Raw genomic sequence first — 21,602 nt, 5'->3', positions numbered from 1 at the left:
CCTTCTGCCCTCTGCCTCCTGCCTTCTGCCTTAAAGCGCGTAACCTTTCATCATCACCAAAAGTTGCCAATAACCCATAATTTTGCCGAAGTTAATTGGAAGTATAGGTTTGCCATTCCGGCAATATTATCCTTCCACCGACAATCGGCTTGTTTGCAGTTTCATCCCCCGATGTTTGCAGTTCGCTACATTTAATGAGGATGCTTGTCGCATCCGTAAAGAGAACTCCCCAGAGAATTTTGCTCTACTCAAGCGATGGAGTATAAATTTGCTCAATAAAGAAACAAATTATAAACGTAGTATTCGTCAAAAAGCAAAGCGAGCCAGCATGGATGAAAAGTATATGCTTAAAGTTTTACAAGCTTCGATTCCTCTACACTCTAACTCATCTCAAGTATAAATTTTCTTGCGTTTACCCTGAAAGTAAAACCTGCAAAAATCGCTCTCCTAGAACCCCTAAACAGTTACATTTTTGAGAGTGCATAAAAAATCAAAGCAGTCGTAAGGAGTTGATGAAGGGGTAAGAAAAAAAATCTCAATTCCCAGCAGGTCAAAAAGCTATGGAGCATGTCCTGTCTGCGTTCTAGCTTTCATGTCACCCCCTCAGAATCCTTGGCGCAGAGCGCCAAACTTTGATTCAAGTCACAGGAATTATGGAATGGAAGGATAACTTGATATGGTACACAGATGGCAACCAGCTTTCGACCCCCAGGCAGCGCAACCTAAAGACAATCTGAAAACCCACGCGGTTCACATTGCATTGCTGCCACAGGGGACACTAGGTGCGGTCATATACTTCTCTGGCAACCGTTGGGATGGCACCAATCATAACACTGGCAATGTGGATCACACGGCGCTGCTGGATTACCAAAGCCGCATTGCAACGCGGCCTGGTTCGCCCACTGGACCCGGTGGGCTGGCACCCAACAAATACCTTGATGTATTCTGCAGTGGTCACGCATTGCTGGCTGACGGCCGACTACTGGTGGGCGGCGGCACCAGTATTATGGGCATTACTGATCCGTCTAACCCTCACACCGGTCATTGGGGCGGACTGCGCGAGAGTTTCGCCTTCGATCCAGCAGCAATTCCGTCCTGGCAAGCCTTGTCCCTGATGAATGCCTCGCCGCTGCCAGGGGCAAATGGAAAGGGCGGCGGACGGTGGTACCCAAGCTTAGTGACACTGGCCGATGGCTCGGTACTTGCGCTTTGTGGTCATCCGCGTGTCTACCCTCAGAACTACGATGAGGCCAATGAAAGTCAGTATCCGCCAACCGAGGACGATCCGCGTCACGACAACAACTCACCCGATCGCTATTTCCCGTGCAGCAACTCCTGGGCACTGTTGAGTCCCGGTGGGCTTGGCGAGGGTTTTCTGCACGACTACGCGGTGTTCTATCCACGTGTACACGTGCTGCCTGACGGCAAATTGCTCATTGTGCAGCCGCTGTATACGACTCCTGCCAATGGTTCTATCGATCCAACAGGCACCTGGGCAGGAAAGAGTATCGTTTATGACGTCGATGGACAGACTATTACTGCCGGCTTCGATGGTCCGCAATTAATTGAGTCTGACTACCGCAACCCTGGCTATGCAGCACAGCCAACAACCTCGGTACTGCTGCCGTTGCTGCCGGAAAATGAATATCACGTCGATGTATTACTGTGCGGTGGGGTGAAGACGTTACGTACGTCGTTCATGCCAGGTGCCGAAGCTAGCGCACACTGGACTGAGACTACACCGCGCCAAGCGTTCTTTAATCAGGGTGGGACAATGGTTGTGCCGCCACGCACCAACGCGGTCGCCATCCTGCTGCCGACTGGAGACGTGTTCGTTTCGGGAGGTACGAACGCCTGGAAAAACTTGCCGCCCAATGACCCGACGTTCGATCAGCTCTTCGCGGTACTGGCACCTGAAATCTATAATCATACGACTGGCACCTGGACTGCCTTGACCGACGCGCCCGCATCAGTCCCACGTGGCTACCATTCCTCTGCACTACTGATGCTGGACGGGCGTGTCCTGACTGCCGGGTCCGAGAAGAACAATATATTTGGGGCGGCCAGTGCCGAATACCGGATGGAGGTTTTTGAACCGGATTATATCAGTGTGCCTAATCGGGTAACAATTACGCACACGCCTCCCTGTGCGGCTTACAGCGAGACGTTTACGGTGAAATACCAACTCGGTGCAGGCACAGCCTTTACGACAATTAGCCGTGTCGCCATCACCCGGTTTGGTTCATGCACGCACGGGTTTGACTATGACCAGCGCTATGTTGGTCTGACGTTCACCGAAACCGCACCAGGAGTCTTAAGCGTGACTGCACCACCAAACGGTGGGGTTGCGCCGCCCGGTTACTACATGCTGTGGCTGCTCGATTCCGGTGGGCTGCCTTGCTTACAGGCAGGCACCTTGCGTATTGGCAGCCAACGGCTGCACGTTGATTTCGACCGCTCTGTGTTTAGCATTGACGATGTGCGGTTCAATGAAAATCCGAAAACCCATGTGGCGACCTATACGCGCACCGTTTTCGCGGTATTCGATGGATTCATCCCCAATGAAGTGCTGGGGCTGACGCCTGTAGCAACCGTATCTGGAACGGGTGTGTCAGCCAGTCTGTCAGCTTCCGGTGCGATTGCCAATCCAGCTCTGGAACTGCCAGGTAGCCCGCAACTAATCCAGCGCACCGTGTTCGCCTTTGACCTGACTTTTACGGGTGAGGCGGCTTTTGCTGGAATGACGCAGTCGGATGACGTCCGCGTATTGACAGTGACCGTCACAGCAGGGGACTGGACTGCGACCGGCAACATCGAACTGGTCCTAGAGCCAAGTCCGTTCATGCTCGACGGACAACCACCCTGGTTGAGTGAGGACATTCGCGTCTTCCAGGTCACGCAAGCAACTGCTGGACACTGGCTTCCAGGGCATGTCTGGAGCGGTCCAACCGACTATATCTCAGCATTAATTGCCGCACTGAACGCTAACCCAGCGCTGGGTGAGACTATGTTTGCGACGCTGCCAACCGACGAGGCACAGGCTGCATTGAGCCTGCTACCGACGACCGATGGCACACCGAATGGACCGAAAATCTACAGCTTTGCGCTGGCACGGGTACGATTGGACAGCGCTACCGTGCCTGCGAAGGCTGTACGGGTAATGTTTCGGCTGTTCCGCACCATGCGCCCCTCTTTAATCTATGACATGGACACGATTTACCGACGTGCAGTGTCAGGAACAGATGCGATCGCGCTGCTAGGCGTAGAGGGGTCGGATATCATCTCCATCCCGTTCTTTGCTCATGACCGGGTGACGCCAGCGCAAAACATGGCAAGCCAGCCGGACCCGGCAAACTTAATCGATATCCCTGCTGGCAGTACCGAGCAGGTCCGCTTTTTTGGCTGCTGGCTCGACATAAATCAGCCCAATGATAAGCGTTTTCCGTCTAACCCTGGTACCGCTACCAGCTTCGGCGGAATCCCAGCAGGAAACTTACGCAGCATTCAAGAGTTGATAGCAGGGTTCCACCAGTGCCTTGTGACAGAAGTACACTACAAACTGGATGCGGCCTCACCAGATCTGCCGCGTCCAGGCGATACCCCATCAACTAGCGACAAGCTCTCGCAGCGCAATTTAGCGCTATTGGGTGCTGCCAATCCTGGAAATGCAGCTACCCGCACTGTCCAGCAAAACTTTGAGATCAAGAGCACACAGATCATCGACGTGGGTCCAAAGATAGTTGCGGCAGCGACGCGCGGTGGGCAAGGGATTGACGCGCTGGCTTTATGGTGGGGTAACTTGCCACGTGAATCGGAAGCCGAAATTTATCTTCCTGGCATCGCAGCTACCGATGTCCTGGCGCTGCTCCCACCAGCCCATGCACCGCTTTGGTACCAGGTGGATGGGAACACGCTGCGCTGTTCAACACTCGGTGATGTTGCATTCCTGCCCCTGCCACCGTCGGTACAAGGGCAAGCCTTAGCTGGACTGATCACGCTGCGGCTACCCGCTGGGGTTAGACACGGGCAAGTATTCCACTGCCTGGGACAGCAGTTTAGCCGTGCCCAACGGATTGTAGGCGCGTTTGAGATGCGGGTGATGATCGATGCTGACCACGCTAAGCTGTTGACGGGTGACCGTGACCAGATCGCAATCCTCAAGCATATACACTCTGTCACCTCGTCCTCGGACCGCTGGTACCTTGTACTGACACGAATGATCGCGCAACTCTCTGATCGGGTTCGCGGATTCGGTGGGAATCCTGGCAGCATCCCACCATCACCCTGGGGTGCCGGACCACACGCGCCGGTACCTGTAGGCGTGGGAAGCGGTGAGCACCATCACCCACACCACCATCACCACGAACCGGTACGCTTCATCGGCGAGGCGATCGTGCCGGAAGGCGTCCAGGTGGACATCGATATCCGACTGCGCGTGAAGCGAACGGAGTAGAGATAACTCATATCTGTCTTGAAAGGGGAGCATAACAGAATAGTATGACGCGTACTACATTGAATTACGATCTTCCTGAATGACTCGTTTATTGAGAATTAGAGCAATTGTATTCCTGCTTTTTCGTCATTAATTCTCATTAAGCCTTCTATTTAAAAACACATGCTACAAATCATACTAATCCATTACGCTCCCACCTACCTGTGCCTTGTTCCCGCCCTTGGCTTAACATTTGAAGCATTTATTGCAAGCGCGATTAGTAGGGGTAAATATAAATATTTACCCCTAGTACCCAACCTTTGGCCAGGAGCTTGTGTGGTCATGGACAATGCCTCTATTATACTGGTACTTGGAAACTGTTTGACGACCAGGCTCAAATTTACGTAGTTAAGATTAGAGGTTACATTTATAACGTCAAACGTAGACCAGGAATAGGGTTAGTTGATACAAGCGATGTTAACTTCATTGTTTTCAAGGAAGTACGTTAAGCGAACTATTGAGGCAAGTTCCTAGTACTGCTACACGTAATTCAAAAATAAAAGTAAATATTCGTCCATTTCTGTCGTGCTGTAATATTACTTTTTGTTAAAAATAATTTGTCACACAAAATAGTGTAGGCTGATCATACCTGTATTTTACAAATTACATCGGATTCCTATAGTCTAGATAACTATTTGATTGAAAATCTAAACCTCAAACTTCACTTATGGGCTACTGTGGAAAATTTTCTCTATATGCCATATTTACCATCACTAGCACCATACTACTTTCCCTGAGTTTTGGGGTATATGGACAACAACAAACACCCTCACCAGCATCACAGACACCAATAATCGGTCAAGCAGACCACAACACACAAGCAGACAAGCTATTGTCACAAGGGAATAAGCAGCTTGACGATAGCCAAAATGAAGCAGCGTTGGAGTCTTTTCAACAAGCACTGGCTATTTATCGAGAAATTAAAGACCGTCAAGGAGAAGGAAAGGCTTTACTGGGGTTGGGAAATGCTTATCTTAACCTAGATAATAACGAGAAAGCCATTGAATTTTCCCAGCAGAGTTTAAGTATTGCTAAAGAAATTGAAGAACGTGACTTAGAAGGAAAATCCTTAAGTATTCTGGGTGCCACGTACAAAGGTTTAAAGGACTATTCCAAAGCGTTAGATTTGCAACAACAAGCACTTTCTATTGCACGGGAAATTAAAAATGGCGAACTTGAGTATAATGCTTTGCGGCGGATTGGGAATGTTTACCTTGACCAGAAAGACTACCAAAAAGCGATTGATTTTTTTCAGCAAAGTTTGAAGGTTGCAAAGCAAATTAATAACTTCAAATTACAAGGGTATGCTTTAGGTAATTTTGGGAGTGTTTATCAATCCCAAAAAGATTATCCTCAAGCCATTATTTCCTATCAGCAAATGTTAGAATTAGCCAAAAAAACTAAAAATAGTGAAAGTGAAGGTAATGCTTTGAATTCTTTAGGTAAAACTTATGAATTACTGAATGATTACCAAAAAGCAATTGATTATTTTCAACAAGCTTTAGTAGTGTCACAAGAAAATAAACTGCCTGACGCTGAATCTACTACTTTTAATTATATAGGCAATCTTTACTACAATTCTATAAAAGATTACCAAACGGCAATTAATTATTTTCAACAAGCTTTAGTTATTAACCGGAAAATCAAAAAACTTGATGATCAAGTTATAAATCTGCAAAATATTGGTGACGCTTACAACTATAAACTAAACAATTACCGAGAAGCACTGAATTATTATCAGCAAGCTTTGCAAGTTGCACGAGAAATTAAAAACCAAACCATTGAATCACAGCTTTTATATAGCCTTGGGAAGACTTACCAATCTTTGCAATATAAACCAAAAGCACTTGATTACTTTCAACAGAATGTCCAGATTAATTTAGATATTAATAAACTCAATTGCGAATCTCATGATTTGTATTCTCTCGGTGGCGCTTACGAGAATTTGGAAGACTACACACAAGCAATTGTTTATTATAATCAAGCATTGGCAATTGAACAAAAAAGTAAAAAGCGTGATTGTGAATTAAATATTTTCACCAATATAGTTGATAGTCATAATTACCTGAAAGATTACCAGAAAGCAATTAATGCTTCTCAACAAGCTCTGATAGTTGCACGAGAACTCAAAGACCGTGAAAGTGAATTTAAAATTTTAGCCTATGGTTTAGGTAAAGCATACAATGCGCTACAAGACTACCCAAAAGCCATTGAATATTATCTACAAAGTGTTGCCGTTGTGCGGGAACTCAAGAAGCATGATAATGAATCTGACTTGCTGCTTGATATAGGAAATATTTATCACGATTCCCTCAAAGATTACGGGAAGGCAATTGAATACTACCAACAAAGTTTAGCTATTGCTCAAGAAATAAAAAATCGTCCGTATCAAGCTACAGCCTTAAGAGGTTTAGGTCTTGCTAATTATCACTTGCAAGACTATCAAAAGGCAATTAATTACTTTCAGCAAGCTTTAGCTATCGCTCAAGAAGTCAAAGACCGAAAAAAAGAAATAATAATTCTCACAAATTTTGGTATTACATTTAGCGATTTAAAAGATGAGCAAAAAGCGATCACTTACTATCAACAAGCTTTGAAAAAAGCAAAAGAAAGTAAAGATCAAGATTTAGAAAGAAGCACTTTAATAGAAGTAGGCTGGTCTTATGGTTGGAATTTGGGAAATTGGCAAAAAACGATTGAATACAATCAACAAGCACTCAAACTAGCGCGGGAAACTAAAAACCGTGAAGATGAAGGTAAGGCTTTGTTATTTATTGGTATTGCTTACAACTATATAGGAAATTTGCCGAAAGGTCTTGACGCACTTCAACAAGCATTAATTATTGCCAAAGAAACTCAAAACTTGGAACAGGAGATAGCAGCTTTGGCAAATCTGGCTGGTAATTACTTGGTGCTAGGAGACAGTCAGAAAACAATTGATTTAAGTCAGCAAGCTTTAGCAATTACTAGGGGTGAACGTGCTTCTAAGAATGGACAAACTCTTAAAAATCGGGATCTGGAAGGAATAGCGTTAATACTTTTGGGTGCTGCTTACGATAGTGGACAAGACAATTATTATAAAAAAGCTTTGGAGTTGATCCAAAGAGGTTTGGTGATTGAGCGAGAAAGCAAAAACCGTCTTTTTGAATCCCAAGCTCTATCTTTTTTGAGTACGGTTTATTATGACCTCAGTCAATATCCCAAAGCCATTGAATTAGCTCAACAAAGTTTGGCTATAGCCCAAGAGATCAAAAACCCAATGGCAGAATGGGGATCACTAAGTTCTTTAGGCATTATTTACAGTAGTTTAGGAGATTATCAAAAAGCAACTTCATACTATGAGCAAGCCTTAGCTATTAGTCGCAAAACCCAGAGTCATCTACTGGAAGGTATTCTATTGCTAGAGTTAGGCGGCATTTACGATCAGCAAGGGAATGCCCAAAAAACTCTTGAACTTGCTCAACAAGGAGTAGCGCTGTTTGAGGAAGCTAAAAGTCCTTTGTTAAAAAGTGTAGCACTTTTGTCTCTTTCGTCTGCTTATGATGGCTTAAAAGATTATCCCAAAGCTATTGCACAGGCACAGGAAGCTTTAACTATTGTGAGAAATTTGAAAAACCAAGAATTGGAGACAAGTTCTCTATCACAACTTGGTTATTTATACCGCAAATCGGGACAGTCTCAGCAGGCGATATCTTTTTATCAACAAGCATTGGCAATTCTTCCCAACCCTGAGCTTCCGGGTAATGGTTCTGGTGCGAGAACAGGGTTAGCTAGGGTTTATCGCAGTTTAAATCAGCCGACGACAGCCATTACTTATTATAAACAAGCCGTGAGTGGAATAGAACAAGTACGGCAAAAAATTCAAGGGCTACCACCACAGTTACAATTATCCTTTTTACAAGTAGGTCGAGACAAAGAAAAAAGGGCAGATATTTATCGCGAGTTAGCAGATTTGTTACTTTCCCAAGGGCGACAAGCAGAAGCACAACAGGTATTGGAACTGCTAAAGGTACAGGAGTTACGCGACTTTACCCGCAATCCTAGTAATAAAACTCCTGCCTTGACTACTAATAATTTAACTAAAACTCCTGAAATACCATTAACTGCTAGTGAAGAACAAATTAAAAAAGAAAATGGTACTTTGATAGCTTTTGGTGAAAAAATTGATGAGTGTCAAAAAAATCGTTGTAGCCAGTTAAGCCAACTCTTAGATCAACGTGACGCTTTAACAACACAATTTAATCAGAACATTCAAAGTATAGAAAAAAAAGTACGTGAAAGACCTATTCAAGATACAGGTTATCTCAACCTAAAGGACTTTGGACGCAAAGCCAAAGAAATTCTGGACGCACAACCTAATACAGTCTTAGTTTATCCTTTGGTGCTAGAAGATAAAATCTGGATTTTATGGGCATCAACAGGAGGGATTCTCAAAACTGTTGAGGTGCCAGTCAAACAGTCTCAATTAGTAGAAACTGTCCGAAAATTCCGAGAATTACTGCAAGACCGTAGTTCTAATATAGAGGAAGTTCAAGCTATTGGGAAACAACTTTACAATTGGTTGATTAAACCCATTGAACCGGAATTGAAAAAAAATCAAGTACAGAATTTTGTCTTTTCTTTGGATAGAGTAACGCGCTATATTCCGATGAGTGCGTTATTTGATGGTCAAAAATATCTGATTGAAAATTATAGTGTTTCGACAATATTATCTGCTGATTTAACAGATACGAAAGACCATTTGCTATCAGGAAAGCAAAGCATTTCAGTTTTAGGATTAGGTTTATCTGAAGCTAGACCTGGTTTTAATGCTTTACCCAATGTAATATCAGAATTAGATGCTATTATTCAGCAAAAACCCAATGAGAATAAAGGCATTTATCCCGGAGAAAAATTTCTCAATAATGCTTTTGATTATCGGACTTTCAGAGATAATTTACGCGGGCATAAAATTGTACACATAGCGACCCACGCTGTTTTTCAACCGGGAGGTGTTGACAATTCTTTTTTGCTATTAGGTAATGGTGATAAATTAACTATTTCCCAGATTGAAACTTTACAAGATTTAGCAGATGTACATTTAGTTGTTCTTTCTGCTTGTGAAACTGCTCTTGGTCAAAAAGGACAAGACGGGGTGGAAATTAATGCTATTAGTTACTACTTTTTGAATAATGGAGTCAAAGCTGTTATGGCTTCCCTTTGGTCTGTTAGTGATATCAGTACCAGTTATTTGATGCGTCAATTTTACAGTAATTTAGCTAATACCAATCAAATCACAAAGGTTCAAGCTTTACGTCAAGCACAACTCACATTACTGCATAGTGATAATACTATTCGCTTTTCACATCCTTACTACTGGGCACCATTTATTTTGATTGGAAATGGCTTGTAATATTTTTTAGGTTTGGGATTTTATCACTTTTGCTCTGGGTTGATTTTAGCAAAAGCAGGATAAATATGATGCGCTTAAATTTCCCCAGTTTGTCTATTGCTCTAATTAAAATTGCATCGTAGAGATTTACCCAATACTACTCGGTTAAGCATTTTGAACTCAGAATTTGGTTTGGGGAAAAGGTTAAAGGGGAAGGGTTAAAGGTTTTTTCTTTCCCTTTTACCCTTCCCCTTTTCCCCTTAACCGACAAGTATTGGAGATTTCCCAGTGTCCCAAAAGCCATATTGCTTTAAGAAACGTATGAAGCTAGTTATCACCGTTCTGCTGAATTTAAAGTTTATTTAGATACTATTAATCAAGGGTGAAATGAAATTGCTATATAACCATTTGTGGAGAAGTAACTGTGGGGAAGTTAGTCATCTTGAAATTAGGAGAAGGCAACTTTGAGCAAGGGTTTCCTGTCACACTACAGATTGGTGACGAAAATGCCCGCCCTGCTGTGGAAATTACAGGGGAGCTACCACCAGACCCGGAAATTAAGCATTACTACTATCGTTGGCAATCTATTTACCGCAATCTGGAATTACCTGCTCGCCCCATCGGTCTACCCAAGAAACAGAAACAAGCTCCAACCCTGGAAGAATGCCAGCAAGTAGCTGAGGAATTGAAAGTACGTTTTAATACCTGGCTCCAATCCGATTCTTTTCGCCCTATTTGCGATAAATGGTTAGAAAAACTGATGCCATCAGAGAAAGTACGAGTAATCTTGCAAACCAAAGACCTGCGACTACAAAAACTTCCTTGGCATCTTTGGGAACTATTGGAGCATTACCCCAACACAGAAATAGCCTTAAGTGCGCCTGTTTACGAAGAAGTAACCCATCTTTTTGCCCCCGCAGGTATGGTAAAAATCTTAGCAATTTTAGGCAATAGCCAAGGCATTGATACGCAGGCAGACCGAGCGCTACTTGAAAAGTTAGCCAATACAGATATTACCTTTTTAGTAGAGCCAAAATACAAAGACCTGACAGATCAATTGTGGGAGAAAAACTGGCAAATTCTCTTTTTCGCGGGACACAGTTCCAGTCAGGGAACGGGTGAAATTGGAAAAATATACATCAATCAAACCGAGAGTTTAACGATTAATCAGTTAAAGTATGCCTTGAAAAAAGCAGTAGAAAGGGGTCTAAAACTGGCAATTTTTAACTCTTGTGATGGCTTGGGTTTGGCACGGGAGTTTGCAGATATCCAAATTCCACAACTGATTGTCATGCGGGAACCAGTTCCAGATAGGGTTGCACAAGAGTTTTTGAAGTATTTCTTAGCAGCTTTTGTCAGAGGAGAATCTTTGTATCTAGCAGTCCGGGAAGCACGAGAAAGGTTACAGGGGCTAGAGAATCAATTCCCCTGTGCTACCTGGTTGCCCGTTATTTGCCAAAATCCTGCCGAAACACCACCGACTTGGCAGGAATTGAGCGGTTTTATAGCAAGACGCACGATGCCACAAGAACGGCAAAGTGTAACTAACAAGGTAGGTTTTTCTTTAATGCTTTTTGTGAGTGTGGCGATCGCCGCACTAGTTATGGGGGTGCGGTATCTGGGGGTGCTACAACCCTTAGAGCTAAAAGCATTTGACCAAATTTTGCGGCTACGTCCAGATGAGAAACAAGACTCTCGCTTACTAGTTGTTACTGTTACTGAAGAGGATGTGGAGGCTCAAGCCCAAGAACAAGGGCGCGGTTCATTGTCAGATCAAGCACTGGCGAAGCTGTTAGAAAAATTAGAGGTGTATCAACCCCAAGTTATTGGTTTAGATATATACCGTGATTACGTAGTACAGAAGAATTATCCGGCATTGGCAAAGCGGATGCAACAAACGGATAGCCTAGTGAGTATTTGTCGAGTTAGCGACCCCGAAGCGAAAAAACCCGGTGTTCCACCACCACCAGAAGTTTCACCAGAGCGTTTGAGTTTTAGTGATATTGTTTTAGACCCAGATCATATCGTGCGTCGTCATCTGCTGGCATTGACTCCTCCTCCATCATCTTCCTGTGTTGCTAACTATGCATTTAGCGTCCAAATAGCACTACACTATTTAGCTAGTAAAGGAATCTCGCTGCGATTTACACTAGAGGGTTACTGGCAACTAGGAAAAACAACTATCACACCTTTAGAAGCTCATACGGGAGGATATCAGAATATCGATGCTTGGGGGCATCAAATCTTATTAAATTATCGTTCCTATCGTTCCCCGAAAGATATTGGCCCGCAGATAACCTTGAAGGAAGTATTGGCAGGGCATCTTCATGCTGATGCAGTCAAAGATAAGATTGTGTTAATTGGCACAACTGCGGAAAGCTTTCGAGACTATTCCTTGACCCCATACACGACAAACCTCGGTTCTTCTCAGGAAATTCCGGGGGTAATACTCCAAGCACAAATGATTAGTCAACTGCTTAGTACTGTATTGGATGGACGACCTTTGTTATGGACTTGCTCTGTTTGGGAAGAAACAATCTGGGTTGGGGGATGGTCATTGGTGGGTAGTCTGCTTGCCTGGTATTTGAGACGACTAGGCTATTTTTACTTGGCAATTGCTGTAGCGATCGCCTGCCTGTATGGAATCTGTTTGGTCATTTTAATTGAAGCGGGTGGTTGGCTGCCTTTGGTTCCTTCAGCATTAGCTTTAGTTGGCAGCGGTGGTAGTATAGCTTTCTATAAGGCATCACTGACCCGACAAGCCCGACAAGTAACCGATAGCTAATATAACAATTCTTATATTGAGTTAATTTTCTGGATCTGCCAAGCGCTTGGTAGGACGACTCAGATAAAAATCTTGAAAGACCTGCACAAAAAAACTACAGCTACAAGCGCAATAATCGCAACAGCAGATATGCCAGACAATAGTAGTGTAGAGTTTGATTAGACAAAACTTGTGATGTCAGATACACTTACGGTTCTTGGCAACTTTTGGTGATGATAAAAGGTTACGCGCTTTAAGGCAGAAGGCAGGAGGCAGAAGGCAGAAGGGTTTTAAGATTTTGCCTGTCGTCGTAGAACTTGTGACAAAGACTCAGATCCAACTTGAAAACTTTTCTTGTGATGTAGAGATTCTGTAAACCTTGCAGCGCAGGACTTTCTGTAATTTTCTTCTTTCTGACTTCTGCCCTCTGCCCTCTGCCTTCTGCCTAAACCAACCCACTATTGATCACCAAAAGCTGACAAGAACCACACTTACCTGCAAAATCTAGGTTTTACCGGATAAAGAAAACCGAGTTCTTAATTTTGGATAAAGTCAAGCTTAGAACTACAGCATTTTACAAGGGGTTGTGCTGTCAGATTTTGAAGGCCAACGGACTTCAGCAAACTTGTCCAGTCAGCTGCCAAAGTCGGATCTTTGGGGTGGGCAAAGCGAAGTTCTGCTAGAGTAGTTAGAGCATCATACCAAATTCCATTCTCAGCATAGAGCGCTACCTTTCGCTGGGGAGTTGCTTCCTTAATGCTTGCATCTAGAGCCGAATTTAGATTAGTCCGCTGCATCCAGCCATCAACGTTATTAACTTCTGTTGACTTTTGTGGCTCACAAGCTACGTGTACTTTTAAAAACCAATGGTAATTTTTGCCTAACTCTAAAGAAGCATTCTTTGATATTAGGTGAAATTTAACAATTCCTGGTGTTTCTGGAATGGTGACTGGTTGATGATAGATAGTTTTATTCCGTTCATTCTGCAAAACAAACTCCATCGCTTTAATTGATGAGCGGTTATACGGAACAAAAAACAAAAAGGTTGGGTCTTGTTTGCTGGTCAATCCCCAAACCTGGGTAATAGAGATGGGTTCTCCCTGATTCTGGCTTACAGTATTGAGATAAACAGGCACAAGTGCCTTTAAAGACTGATTGCTTCCACAGCCACGGCTACCTCCCTCGCCACGATTTCCAGGTGCGCCCCGATTCGGTGGAGGTGGGGGAGGGATGAATTTGACAGTGACAACTTGAGGCTGGGAAGGATGTGCTTTTGCTAGAGTCTCTATGACAATGCTACTTATTAGTGATAGTGATAATATGCAAAGCAGGTACTTGACAAGAGTCAGAGGTTGAACAGACTGATTCATATTTCAAAACCGCAAAATTTCTCGGTCGTACTCTTCTGGTATTGGTTCTATTTCCCAAACTAATCCTTCTCCTGGCTCTAACATGACTTCTACATATAGAACGTCTACGGAAGTTGTTGCTGTATCTTCATTATTTTCAAATACTTGAAGGTCTTCGGTTAACAGTCTCAGTTTAAATCCAATCGGAATTATACTCCCTGGGCTTGAACTTCGCAATTCAAAGCGCCAAATATGTTCTTCTGGATGACCACTAGGTAAAATGCGAAATTCGTATGTATTCCCTGCTATAGTTATTTGGCGACGCAAACCGAGTATTTTTTCTTGACTTCGCATTCCGGAGCGCACTTGTACAAATTCTTGTTGCAACCATCCCAGGTTTTGAGGGAAGTTTGAGCCATTGGCTTGGAGCCATTGCGGTATCGACCACTGTTCTGCTAAACCTTGACGGCGCGCATATAATTGTTTTCGCCAGCCGCCATGCGCTAACAATGTTCCCCACAGAAAAAAAGGAACTGACAACCGGGGAAATATCAGTTCTGGATTACCTAAGCGCTCTAACAAGTTCTCTGCTTGCGTTTGCTCTAGTGGTGATAAAGGTGGAATCTCTGCTTGTAAGACTTGGGGAAAATTCAGTTGCTGTGTAATCCACAGAACATTGAGGTCGGAAATTAAATCTTCAACTTCCAAGGAATAAGTGCGATCGCTTGGATCATAAACCCCAATTGTTTTTAGATGTTGATGTGTCGTATAGCCAAAAACTTTCATCCAGCCATCATCGAGATTCACCTGTACTGCTAAGTAATAGTTAGCAACCCAGTTAGGAATATCTATCCATTCTTGCGGTACTCGCAATTCATCCATATCCATCGCTAGACTGGGAACCAAAACAAGCCGCATATTGTCTAAAGCAATACCAGTGCCATTAACAACTTCCCAAAAACTCGGTAACGCTGCAACATTGGGATAAACCCTAGCTCTGGGAGCAATTTCTGCTTGTAGCCAGGGTAGAAATGCATCCAGACAAAGTTGATTAATCAAAGCCCGCTGACGACCACCTGCTGTTGAGTATAATTGCTCTAGCAGATCGGGCATCTGGACAATCTCCAGGTACAACTGATTGAGGTCATAAGTAAATGGAACAGATGCACTAAACATAACTAGGGTCGTTCTATCTGGGTAGACTGGTTGCCATGATAATAGTAAACTTTGAGCCATTCTTCTAAACTAATACTTATATTTTCCACTACGTTGGGTGTGGGGGAGATATGCAGGGTATGAAGGCTCCACTGAGTTATAGTTAACAACAAACACCTTTTAATGCTGCTTAGACGACGAGAAACAGTATATTGCTTCATTTCTAGCTGTTGGGCAATTTGTTGTTGCGTGATTTGCTGATTGTAAGAAATTTTAAGTAGTTTTTGTGACTGCATATCCAGAGCAGCTATGGCTTGGATTAAAACTGTATTCAACTCAGTTTGTTGTTCTTGTCGGTTTGCAGTTTCTTCTTGGGCAATAATTTCTGTTAGTAGAGATTCTGGCAAGTCTGCGGGTAAGATGTCTAGGAAATTACCACTTCCATCCTCATTGAGGCAAACATCTGTGGAAACAAAAGTTGGGTAAAGAAAGGCGCGAACAGAGGTAGCACAGGTACTCAGCCACTCTTCTAAAGAATGTGGACTAGCTGTGGAACTAGATGAACAACCGAGGCGCAAACGTTGACTGTTGTAAAGATTAGTCATTGCCTGCCATGTTGCAGGATTTGGTTTTACCAGTTTACGAACTTTTGTGTTTTCCGCAGTGTAGAGTTCCTGAAAACATTCCCAGGCTAAAATGTAACTCTCGATGGTTGGACTTTTAAAGGCTGCATTTTGTAAAGATTCTAGCAATCGCTTCCGGCTGAGTTTATGCAGTAATGCCCAGTCTGTACAGATATCTGCTTCCTGTCGTTGGCGCAGTGTGTCCTTAATAATGTTTTTAAAAGCAAGTTCTGCGTAGCCTTTTAAATTCGAGCCGTATTGGGGATTAAATTTTGCTAAGATTTTGTCAACGCGGACGATCGCTATCTGAAACAAATCAGCCACAGACAATGACCCTGTAAAATTCGTGGCAATTTTTCTGGAAACCCAGTAGCACACCTCTTGTAAATAAGCCGAAATATGCGCCGCCGCCAAAATACTGGCTTGAGTCTGCCAAATCTTGTACCAGTAAACCACCCAAAAGTTTTCCGACGGGTTCTGTGAAACCTGCAACAGAGCATTTTCCATACTGCGCCGCAACTTGAGGTCAACACGCCAATCCGAAAACTGATCTGCTTCAAATTGCAGGAACGAAGAAAATATCGTAACAATGCCCTGCCTGGGTTGCATGAATTACCTGCACTTAACCAAGTGTTTCCAGAAAAGACAACCTATAAATTTATAGCAGTTTTTGAGTGCCCATAGCACAGGTGTTTGGGAGATGAATCATGATGCGAAGTGTTTGCACCAACAAAAAATTGAATTTCCATACCTAAAGCGGTGCATAAAAAATCAAAGCAGTCGTAAGGAGTTGATGAAGGGGTAACAACAACCTTTTCTCAATTACATCACACTACATTCGGTACAGAGAATTCTAAATAGGAGATTAAATCCATGACAACTATGAATAAGGCATCACCGTGCCAAAAAAGGTTTTTTGTACGCTAAGGAATTTTCAAGGTTTTCATACCTGGGAAGCAAATGCTTAAGCCGTAAAAACTAACTGCCTTCACTCTTCGGAGAATCAGGAAGGAATAAGGTTTCAAGATTGCTCCATTGCTACTTGACCCCCAAAAATTAGTACTTTTTAGAACTATCGGAGTAAACACTGATGGCAGATAATCGCTGGACACTTAGCGCTCTCACTATAGTGGGACTTGGACCCATAGCTGCATTAGGAATGCTCGTCATTCCTGCTCGTGCTGCAACAACACCACCAGCACCAACATCAACAACCTCAGAAGTCAGGACAAAGCTGCAACAATTCGATTTGAGCAAAATGAGTGTTGAAGAAATAGGCAACATCAAAAATAGTGTTCTGAAGCAGGTGCTGGAAAACACTCGTAAAAAGGATTTTGTTGCGCATGATTCTCATTCCAGTTCTCACAGCAAAAATAGCTTGAGGAGGTCTGTAACCTGATGTTTACAGCAATTTTCAGGTAATTAGACCACAATCGTAGGGGCACTCCGGCTGTACCCTACGGGAACGCCTAAAGGCGAATGCCCTTACAAAAGGTGTGGTTCATTTAGATGAAAATTGCTGTAAATAGCTGAACGCAATGCTTTCTGCATATATTTATCTAATTGTGCTAGAGACCTAATGAATTCAAAATATTAGGAGAATTGTCTAATAGTCCCTATAGTTTTTAATTAGGCAAGTCAAGTACAGTTAAAATTACAAAAAAAGATAACTTATAGAAGTCTGAACGGGCTTTCATATATAGGGTTAATCTTAACTGTATTTTTTTTTAGTTACAAGGTTTGTTTTTCATCTCATCTAATGAAGAATATTAACTGGGTCTTTCTGTAACTTTGAATTTTTGACAAATTTAATTGAGGTGACAGTGAAAATTCAAAAATTTGTACCATTTAACATCTTCTTGTGGAAAATCTCCAGCAGATGTAACCTTAATTGTAAGTATTGCTATGTATACAATTCTGTAGATAGCCTTTGGCGCGAGCAGCCGAGATTCATGTCAGAACCTGTCGTTCGTCAAACAGCCCGCCGCATGCGCGAACACTGTGAGGCTCACAATGTACCGAATGTATCTCTCAACTTTCACGGAGGAGAACCTTTACTTGGAGGTGTAAAGTACCTCAAAGAAATCGTTGCCATCATTGACGAAACATTTGCGGGTTCTGGAATTCAGCTTGACTTGGGACTTCAGTCTAACGGCCTCCTATTTACTCCGGAAATTGGTGATTTCTTCCTAGAGCGAGACCTATCCATAGGAATTAGTCTTGACGGTCCTCCGGAAGTCAACGATATTAATCGAGTCGATCATCGAGGACAACCAACCTCAGCAAAGCTTGAAGAAAAGCTTGCATTACTGACATCAGCACCCTATGAGTTGATTTTTGGCGGCTTTCTCAGCGTAATCAACACAACTGTCGATCCAATTGCAGTCATTGAGTATCTTCTCTCTTTCAATACTGCAAATATAGACTTTCTTCTCCCATTGAATAATCATGACCGTCGTCCTCCCGCAAAGGAAATTGATGCTGATGCAACGCCCTACGCGGATTGGTTAATTCAAATCTTCGATTATTGGTTTTATAGACATACAAATACCCGCATACGAATCTTTGATTCTATCATCAGACTGCTATGCGGTCACTCATCTTTAGTGGAGGCAATTGGTCTCGATCCAGTCGCCCTAATCGTTATAGAAACCAATGGTTCTCTTGAAGCGGTTGATACTCTAAAAACAACTTTTGAAGGAGCAACAAAGCTCGAATACAACGTTGGCGAACATGACTTTGATACTGTTGCAAAAGATATGGCAGTTCGCAGCAGGCAGCTGGGTGCAGATGCGCTCTGCCAGAAGTGTAAAGAGTGTCCAGTTGTTGACATTTGCGGTGGCGGATATTTACCGCACCGATACTCATCTGAAAGAGGTTTCGATAACCCCAGTGTCTACTGTGCAGATATAGCGAAGCTGATTCGTCATATTCATGCAGCGGTTGCTGGAGAACTGAACAAGCAAGTATTGGAAACCGTAACGGTATGAATACTAGGAATACGCTGATAGTAGCAAAACTTTTAACAAATGCAGAACAACTTTATGAATGCGGTCTCGCGCTTCAATTCTCAATGCTTGACGATTGCATACGCAACACGGCATCCTTAGGCGTAGCAATGGCGGATTCACTCCAGCGGGAACTGATACCTCTCAAAAGTCTTAACGCCTTGGAATTTGTAAAGAAGGGAACGCCCTTCTTTTGGAAGAATATCTGTTGTGGCATTGACGTTCTTGTCCGTGGTTGCGCCGACTTTAACACCCTCAGTCGCCATCTACTGATGACTGCCTTTGACGCATATTTTGAGCAACTACCCATTGGCACAACTTTTACACTGCCAGCAGTAGAAGGGTCTGATATCATCTTACCGCAATTAGGAATTCGGGTGAGATCCTCGGGCGCGATCACGGCGCTGCGACTTGTTAGCCATAGGATTCTAGAGGTCGAAGGGAGAGATTGCCACTTTGCTATCGACCTCGACCGGATTGAACCTGCGTTGCAGCTTCCAACAATTCCCATTCCCGGTTTTGAGCCAGCAGTGCTGTTAATGATTTCCGAACCCGTATTGTTTGAGGAAAAGTACATCGATGACATCTTGCCCGACTTACCTGGAGCCGTAGCGCATGCCAAGATGATTGCCAGAGCCCTTGACCTCATTGCGACAGTGGACAATGAACTCGGATTGCAAATTGCCAAAGTAGTCAGATGGTATGTCCCGCTTATGACTCCTGATGTTGGGGTTGTTCACAAATCCCATACTTCCCCAAACCTCAATGGCGTACTTTTTCTTTCTGAGGCTGGCACGGATATTGACCTAGCTGAAGCAATCGTCCATGAGTTTTATCACACAGAGTTATTTATCTTGATGGATACACAAGATGTGATTGCAGAGCAAACAGGCGAAAAGTTCTACTCCCCGTGGCGTAACGATCCCCGCCCGTTGTATGGACTCTTCCACGCGCTCTACGTCTTTTCAGGAGTAGCCAATTTCTATATTGCTGTGGAGAAACTTTTCCGTGACGCCAAGGAGGTTGAGCGTTTGCGGGGAAGGCGCTTAGAGGTCTGCTATCAGTTGCGACTCGGTCTTGCTCAAGTTCCTGACAATAGACTTGCAGACATCGGTCGCACTATTATTCAATCGATGAAAGAGGATCTTGAGTCGCATGAAATGGAACTGGGCTTTTCCAGCCAAAAGTTGCCCGTTCAGGTGAAAGCTCACCTGAACGCTTGGTGCAAAGCGAATCCAGAGTTAGTTTCCGTAGTTCAGATGCCTGATGCACTAGTGAGTCATTAGACATCTCCGAAAAAAGTCAAAGCAGCTTTGACTTTTTTCGGCATTGAGCCGAGATCCGGACGAGTGCGATTTGTTCTAGTGTGATTTTACCCCCTGCATGACCAAATTTTGAACCATAGCGTGGTTCTTGTCAGCTTTTGGTGATCAATAGTGGGTTGGTTTAGGCAGAAGGCAGAGGGCAGAAGTCAGAAAGAAGAAAATTACAGAAAGTCCTGCGCTGCAAGGTTTACAGAATCTCTACATCACAAGAAAAGTTTTCAAGTTGGATCTGAACCTGGGGTGAAAATCTGCTTGCGGGGCGGATCAAGATCCGCGTTGATATCAATATTGATATCAATTGATCCTAAATCTGGTATTGCATACAGCTTTCATGGTGCATTCCTCCACCTGATGAAGGGAATTAAGTAAAACTTATCAATTGACGAGAGAATCAGGATCACAAGCGGCGCGATTGATAAGCCTGAGTTAAGTGTGTGAAGTTGTTCACGAAACAATCACCTTTCCAGGGATAATGGAGTGTAATAGTAGAAAGCTACTCATCACACACCTATCCCCCGGTATGAGAACGCTGACTGAGTTGGTGGAAGAATGGTTGGACGTGCATCATGGTAAAACAAGGGCTTCGTATCACAATACCATTCGCAAGTTCTTAACTTTTACCTGTGTAGACGCGATCGCCCTAATTCAGATCCGTCACGTCCGGGATTGGTTAGATTCTCTGCAAGAGGCAGACACTACAAAAGTTAAGCATCTCAATATTCTCAAGGCGTTCTTTTCCTATGTGACCAGCTTGGAGAAACCGCCCCTAAACCGCAGTCCTATCCCCAAGCAGTTCAAGTTGCCCAAGCCGAAAGATACCTTGGTGGAGCGTATTCTTACACCAGAGGATGTGGATGCGATGATTGCCGCGACGACTGACAAGCGCAATCGGTTAATTTTAAAAACTCTGTATTTAACTGGGATTCGGGTTTCTGAGTTGTGCGGTTTGCGGTGGAAGGATGCGATTGCTTCTCGCGGCGGCGGTGGGCAGATTAATGTTTACGGCAAGGGTGGGCGGACTCGCCGAGTCCATGTCCCCCAGTCGCTATGGCTGGAGTTGATGTCACTGCGCGGTGAGGCGTTGAAGGATGCGCCTGTGTTTGCCAGTGCGACGGGTAGACCCTTGGCCCCTTCCCATATTGACCGAGTGGTGAAGAGGGCGGCGGCAGCAGCAGAATTAGAGAATGCTATGAATGTTTCAGCCCATTGGTTTAGGCACAGTCATGCTACCCACGCTTTGGATGAAGGTGTTCCGGTGCATTTGGTACAGGCTACTTTAGGGCATACAAGTTTGGATACCACGAGTAAATATCTGCACGTTAGCCCTGATAGAAGTTCTGGAGAGGTTTTAGTTAAGCGATGGTCTGAGCCATTTTAACAACACCTTGAAGGGGAAAAGTGGGTAGTTTACCTAGAACTTTGTCATTTGAATCATAATTTGGTTATTGGCAACTTTTGGTGATGATGAAAGGTTACGCGCTTTAAGGCAGAAGGCAGGAGGCAGAGGGCAGAAGG

General features: G+C 43.8%; 11 protein-coding genes. 8 read left to right on the top strand and 3 right to left on the bottom strand.

The window, feature by feature from the left end; genetic code table 11:
• The 4 genes from CDG79_RS44240 to CDG79_RS31045 all read left to right on the top strand — a co-directional run.
• A partial coding sequence (locus tag CDG79_RS44240; protein WP_223278435.1) for a hypothetical protein occupies window positions 1-195 on the top strand: 195 nt, incomplete at its 5' end.
• Between the two features lie 481 nt (window positions 196-676).
• Entirely contained in the window at window positions 677-4,453 is a 3,777-nt protein-coding gene (locus tag CDG79_RS31055) for a glyoxal oxidase (RefSeq protein WP_094345559.1), read from the top strand.
• A gap of 706 nt (window positions 4,454-5,159) precedes the next feature.
• Window positions 5,160-9,884 carry a CHAT domain-containing protein gene (locus tag CDG79_RS31050; protein WP_094345558.1) on the top strand — a complete coding sequence of 1,575 codons (4,725 nt, stop codon included), beginning with the start codon at window positions 5,160-5,162 and terminating at the stop codon, window positions 9,882-9,884.
• Window positions 9,885-10,287: 403 nt separating this feature from the next.
• Window positions 10,288-12,648: a CHASE2 domain-containing protein gene (locus CDG79_RS31045; protein WP_094345557.1), complete on the top strand. Its 2,361-nt coding sequence runs from the start codon at window positions 10,288-10,290 to the stop codon at window positions 12,646-12,648.
• A gap of 515 nt (window positions 12,649-13,163) precedes the next feature.
• On the opposite strand, the gene CDG79_RS31040 is transcribed toward CDG79_RS31045, so the two are convergent.
• The 3 genes from CDG79_RS31040 to CDG79_RS31030 are packed head-to-tail and all read right to left on the bottom strand — an operon-like array spanning window position 13,164 to window position 16,363.
• Window positions 13,164-13,997, bottom strand: coding sequence for a DUF928 domain-containing protein (locus tag CDG79_RS31040; protein ID WP_094345556.1), 834 nt, complete (start codon window positions 13,995-13,997; stop codon window positions 13,164-13,166).
• 3 nt (window positions 13,998-14,000) lie between these two features.
• On the bottom strand, window positions 14,001-15,152 hold the full coding sequence (locus CDG79_RS31035; protein WP_094345555.1) for a DUF1822 family protein: 1,152 nt from the start codon (window positions 15,150-15,152) through the stop codon (window positions 14,001-14,003).
• Window positions 15,153-15,154: 2 nt separating this feature from the next.
• Entirely contained in the window at window positions 15,155-16,363 is a 1,209-nt protein-coding gene (locus tag CDG79_RS31030; RefSeq protein ID WP_094345554.1) for a sigma-70 family RNA polymerase sigma factor, read from the bottom strand.
• 481 nt (window positions 16,364-16,844) lie between these two features.
• On the opposite strand from CDG79_RS31030, the gene CDG79_RS31025 reads away from it, so the two are divergent.
• The 4 genes from CDG79_RS31025 (at window position 16,845) to CDG79_RS31010 (ending at window position 21,465) form a co-directional block, all read left to right on the top strand.
• Window positions 16,845-17,153 (top strand): hypothetical protein, encoded by a 309-nt coding sequence (locus CDG79_RS31025; protein WP_094345553.1) that lies wholly within the window; start codon window positions 16,845-16,847, stop codon window positions 17,151-17,153.
• Window positions 17,154-17,571: 418 nt separating this feature from the next.
• On the top strand, window positions 17,572-18,744 hold the full coding sequence (locus CDG79_RS31020; protein WP_317616628.1) for an FxsB family cyclophane-forming radical SAM/SPASM peptide maturase: 1,173 nt from the start codon (window positions 17,572-17,574) through the stop codon (window positions 18,742-18,744).
• Complete coding sequence (locus CDG79_RS31015) at window positions 18,741-20,048, top strand: aKG-HExxH-type peptide beta-hydroxylase (RefSeq protein WP_094345551.1); 1,308 nt, start codon at window positions 18,741-18,743, stop codon at window positions 20,046-20,048. Before CDG79_RS31020 ends, CDG79_RS31015 begins: the two co-directional genes overlap by 4 nt.
• A 559-nt stretch (window positions 20,049-20,607) precedes the next feature.
• Complete coding sequence (locus CDG79_RS31010) at window positions 20,608-21,465, top strand: tyrosine-type recombinase/integrase (RefSeq protein WP_223278434.1); 858 nt, start codon at window positions 20,608-20,610, stop codon at window positions 21,463-21,465.
• Window positions 21,466-21,602 lie beyond the last annotated feature (137 nt).

It is taken from the genome of Nostoc sp. 'Peltigera membranacea cyanobiont' 232 (genome assembly GCF_002245985.1).
In the GTDB taxonomy this organism is placed as follows: Bacteria; Cyanobacteriota; Cyanobacteriia; order Cyanobacteriales; family Nostocaceae; genus Nostoc.
This window is presented reverse-complemented; position numbering and strand designations above follow the sequence as displayed.

What these genes read in the sequence shown, in the direction of transcription:
- CDG79_RS31055 (WP_094345559.1), top strand. Translation starts at nt 677, where the DNA reads ATGGTACACAGATGGCAACCAGCTTTCGACCCCCAGGCAGCGCAACCT.
- CDG79_RS31050 (WP_094345558.1), top strand. Translation starts at nt 5,160, where the DNA reads ATGGGCTACTGTGGAAAATTTTCTCTATATGCCATATTTACCATCACT.
- CDG79_RS31040 (WP_094345556.1), bottom strand. Translation starts at nt 13,997, where the DNA reads ATGAATCAGTCTGTTCAACCTCTGACTCTTGTCAAGTACCTGCTTTGC.
- CDG79_RS31035 (WP_094345555.1), bottom strand. Translation starts at nt 15,152, where the DNA reads ATGTTTAGTGCATCTGTTCCATTTACTTATGACCTCAATCAGTTGTAC.
- CDG79_RS31030 (WP_094345554.1), bottom strand. Translation starts at nt 16,363, where the DNA reads ATGCAACCCAGGCAGGGCATTGTTACGATATTTTCTTCGTTCCTGCAA.
- CDG79_RS31025 (WP_094345553.1), top strand. Translation starts at nt 16,845, where the DNA reads ATGGCAGATAATCGCTGGACACTTAGCGCTCTCACTATAGTGGGACTT.
- CDG79_RS31015 (WP_094345551.1), top strand. Translation starts at nt 18,741, where the DNA reads ATGAATACTAGGAATACGCTGATAGTAGCAAAACTTTTAACAAATGCA.
- CDG79_RS31010 (WP_223278434.1), top strand. Translation starts at nt 20,608, where the DNA reads ATGAGAACGCTGACTGAGTTGGTGGAAGAATGGTTGGACGTGCATCAT.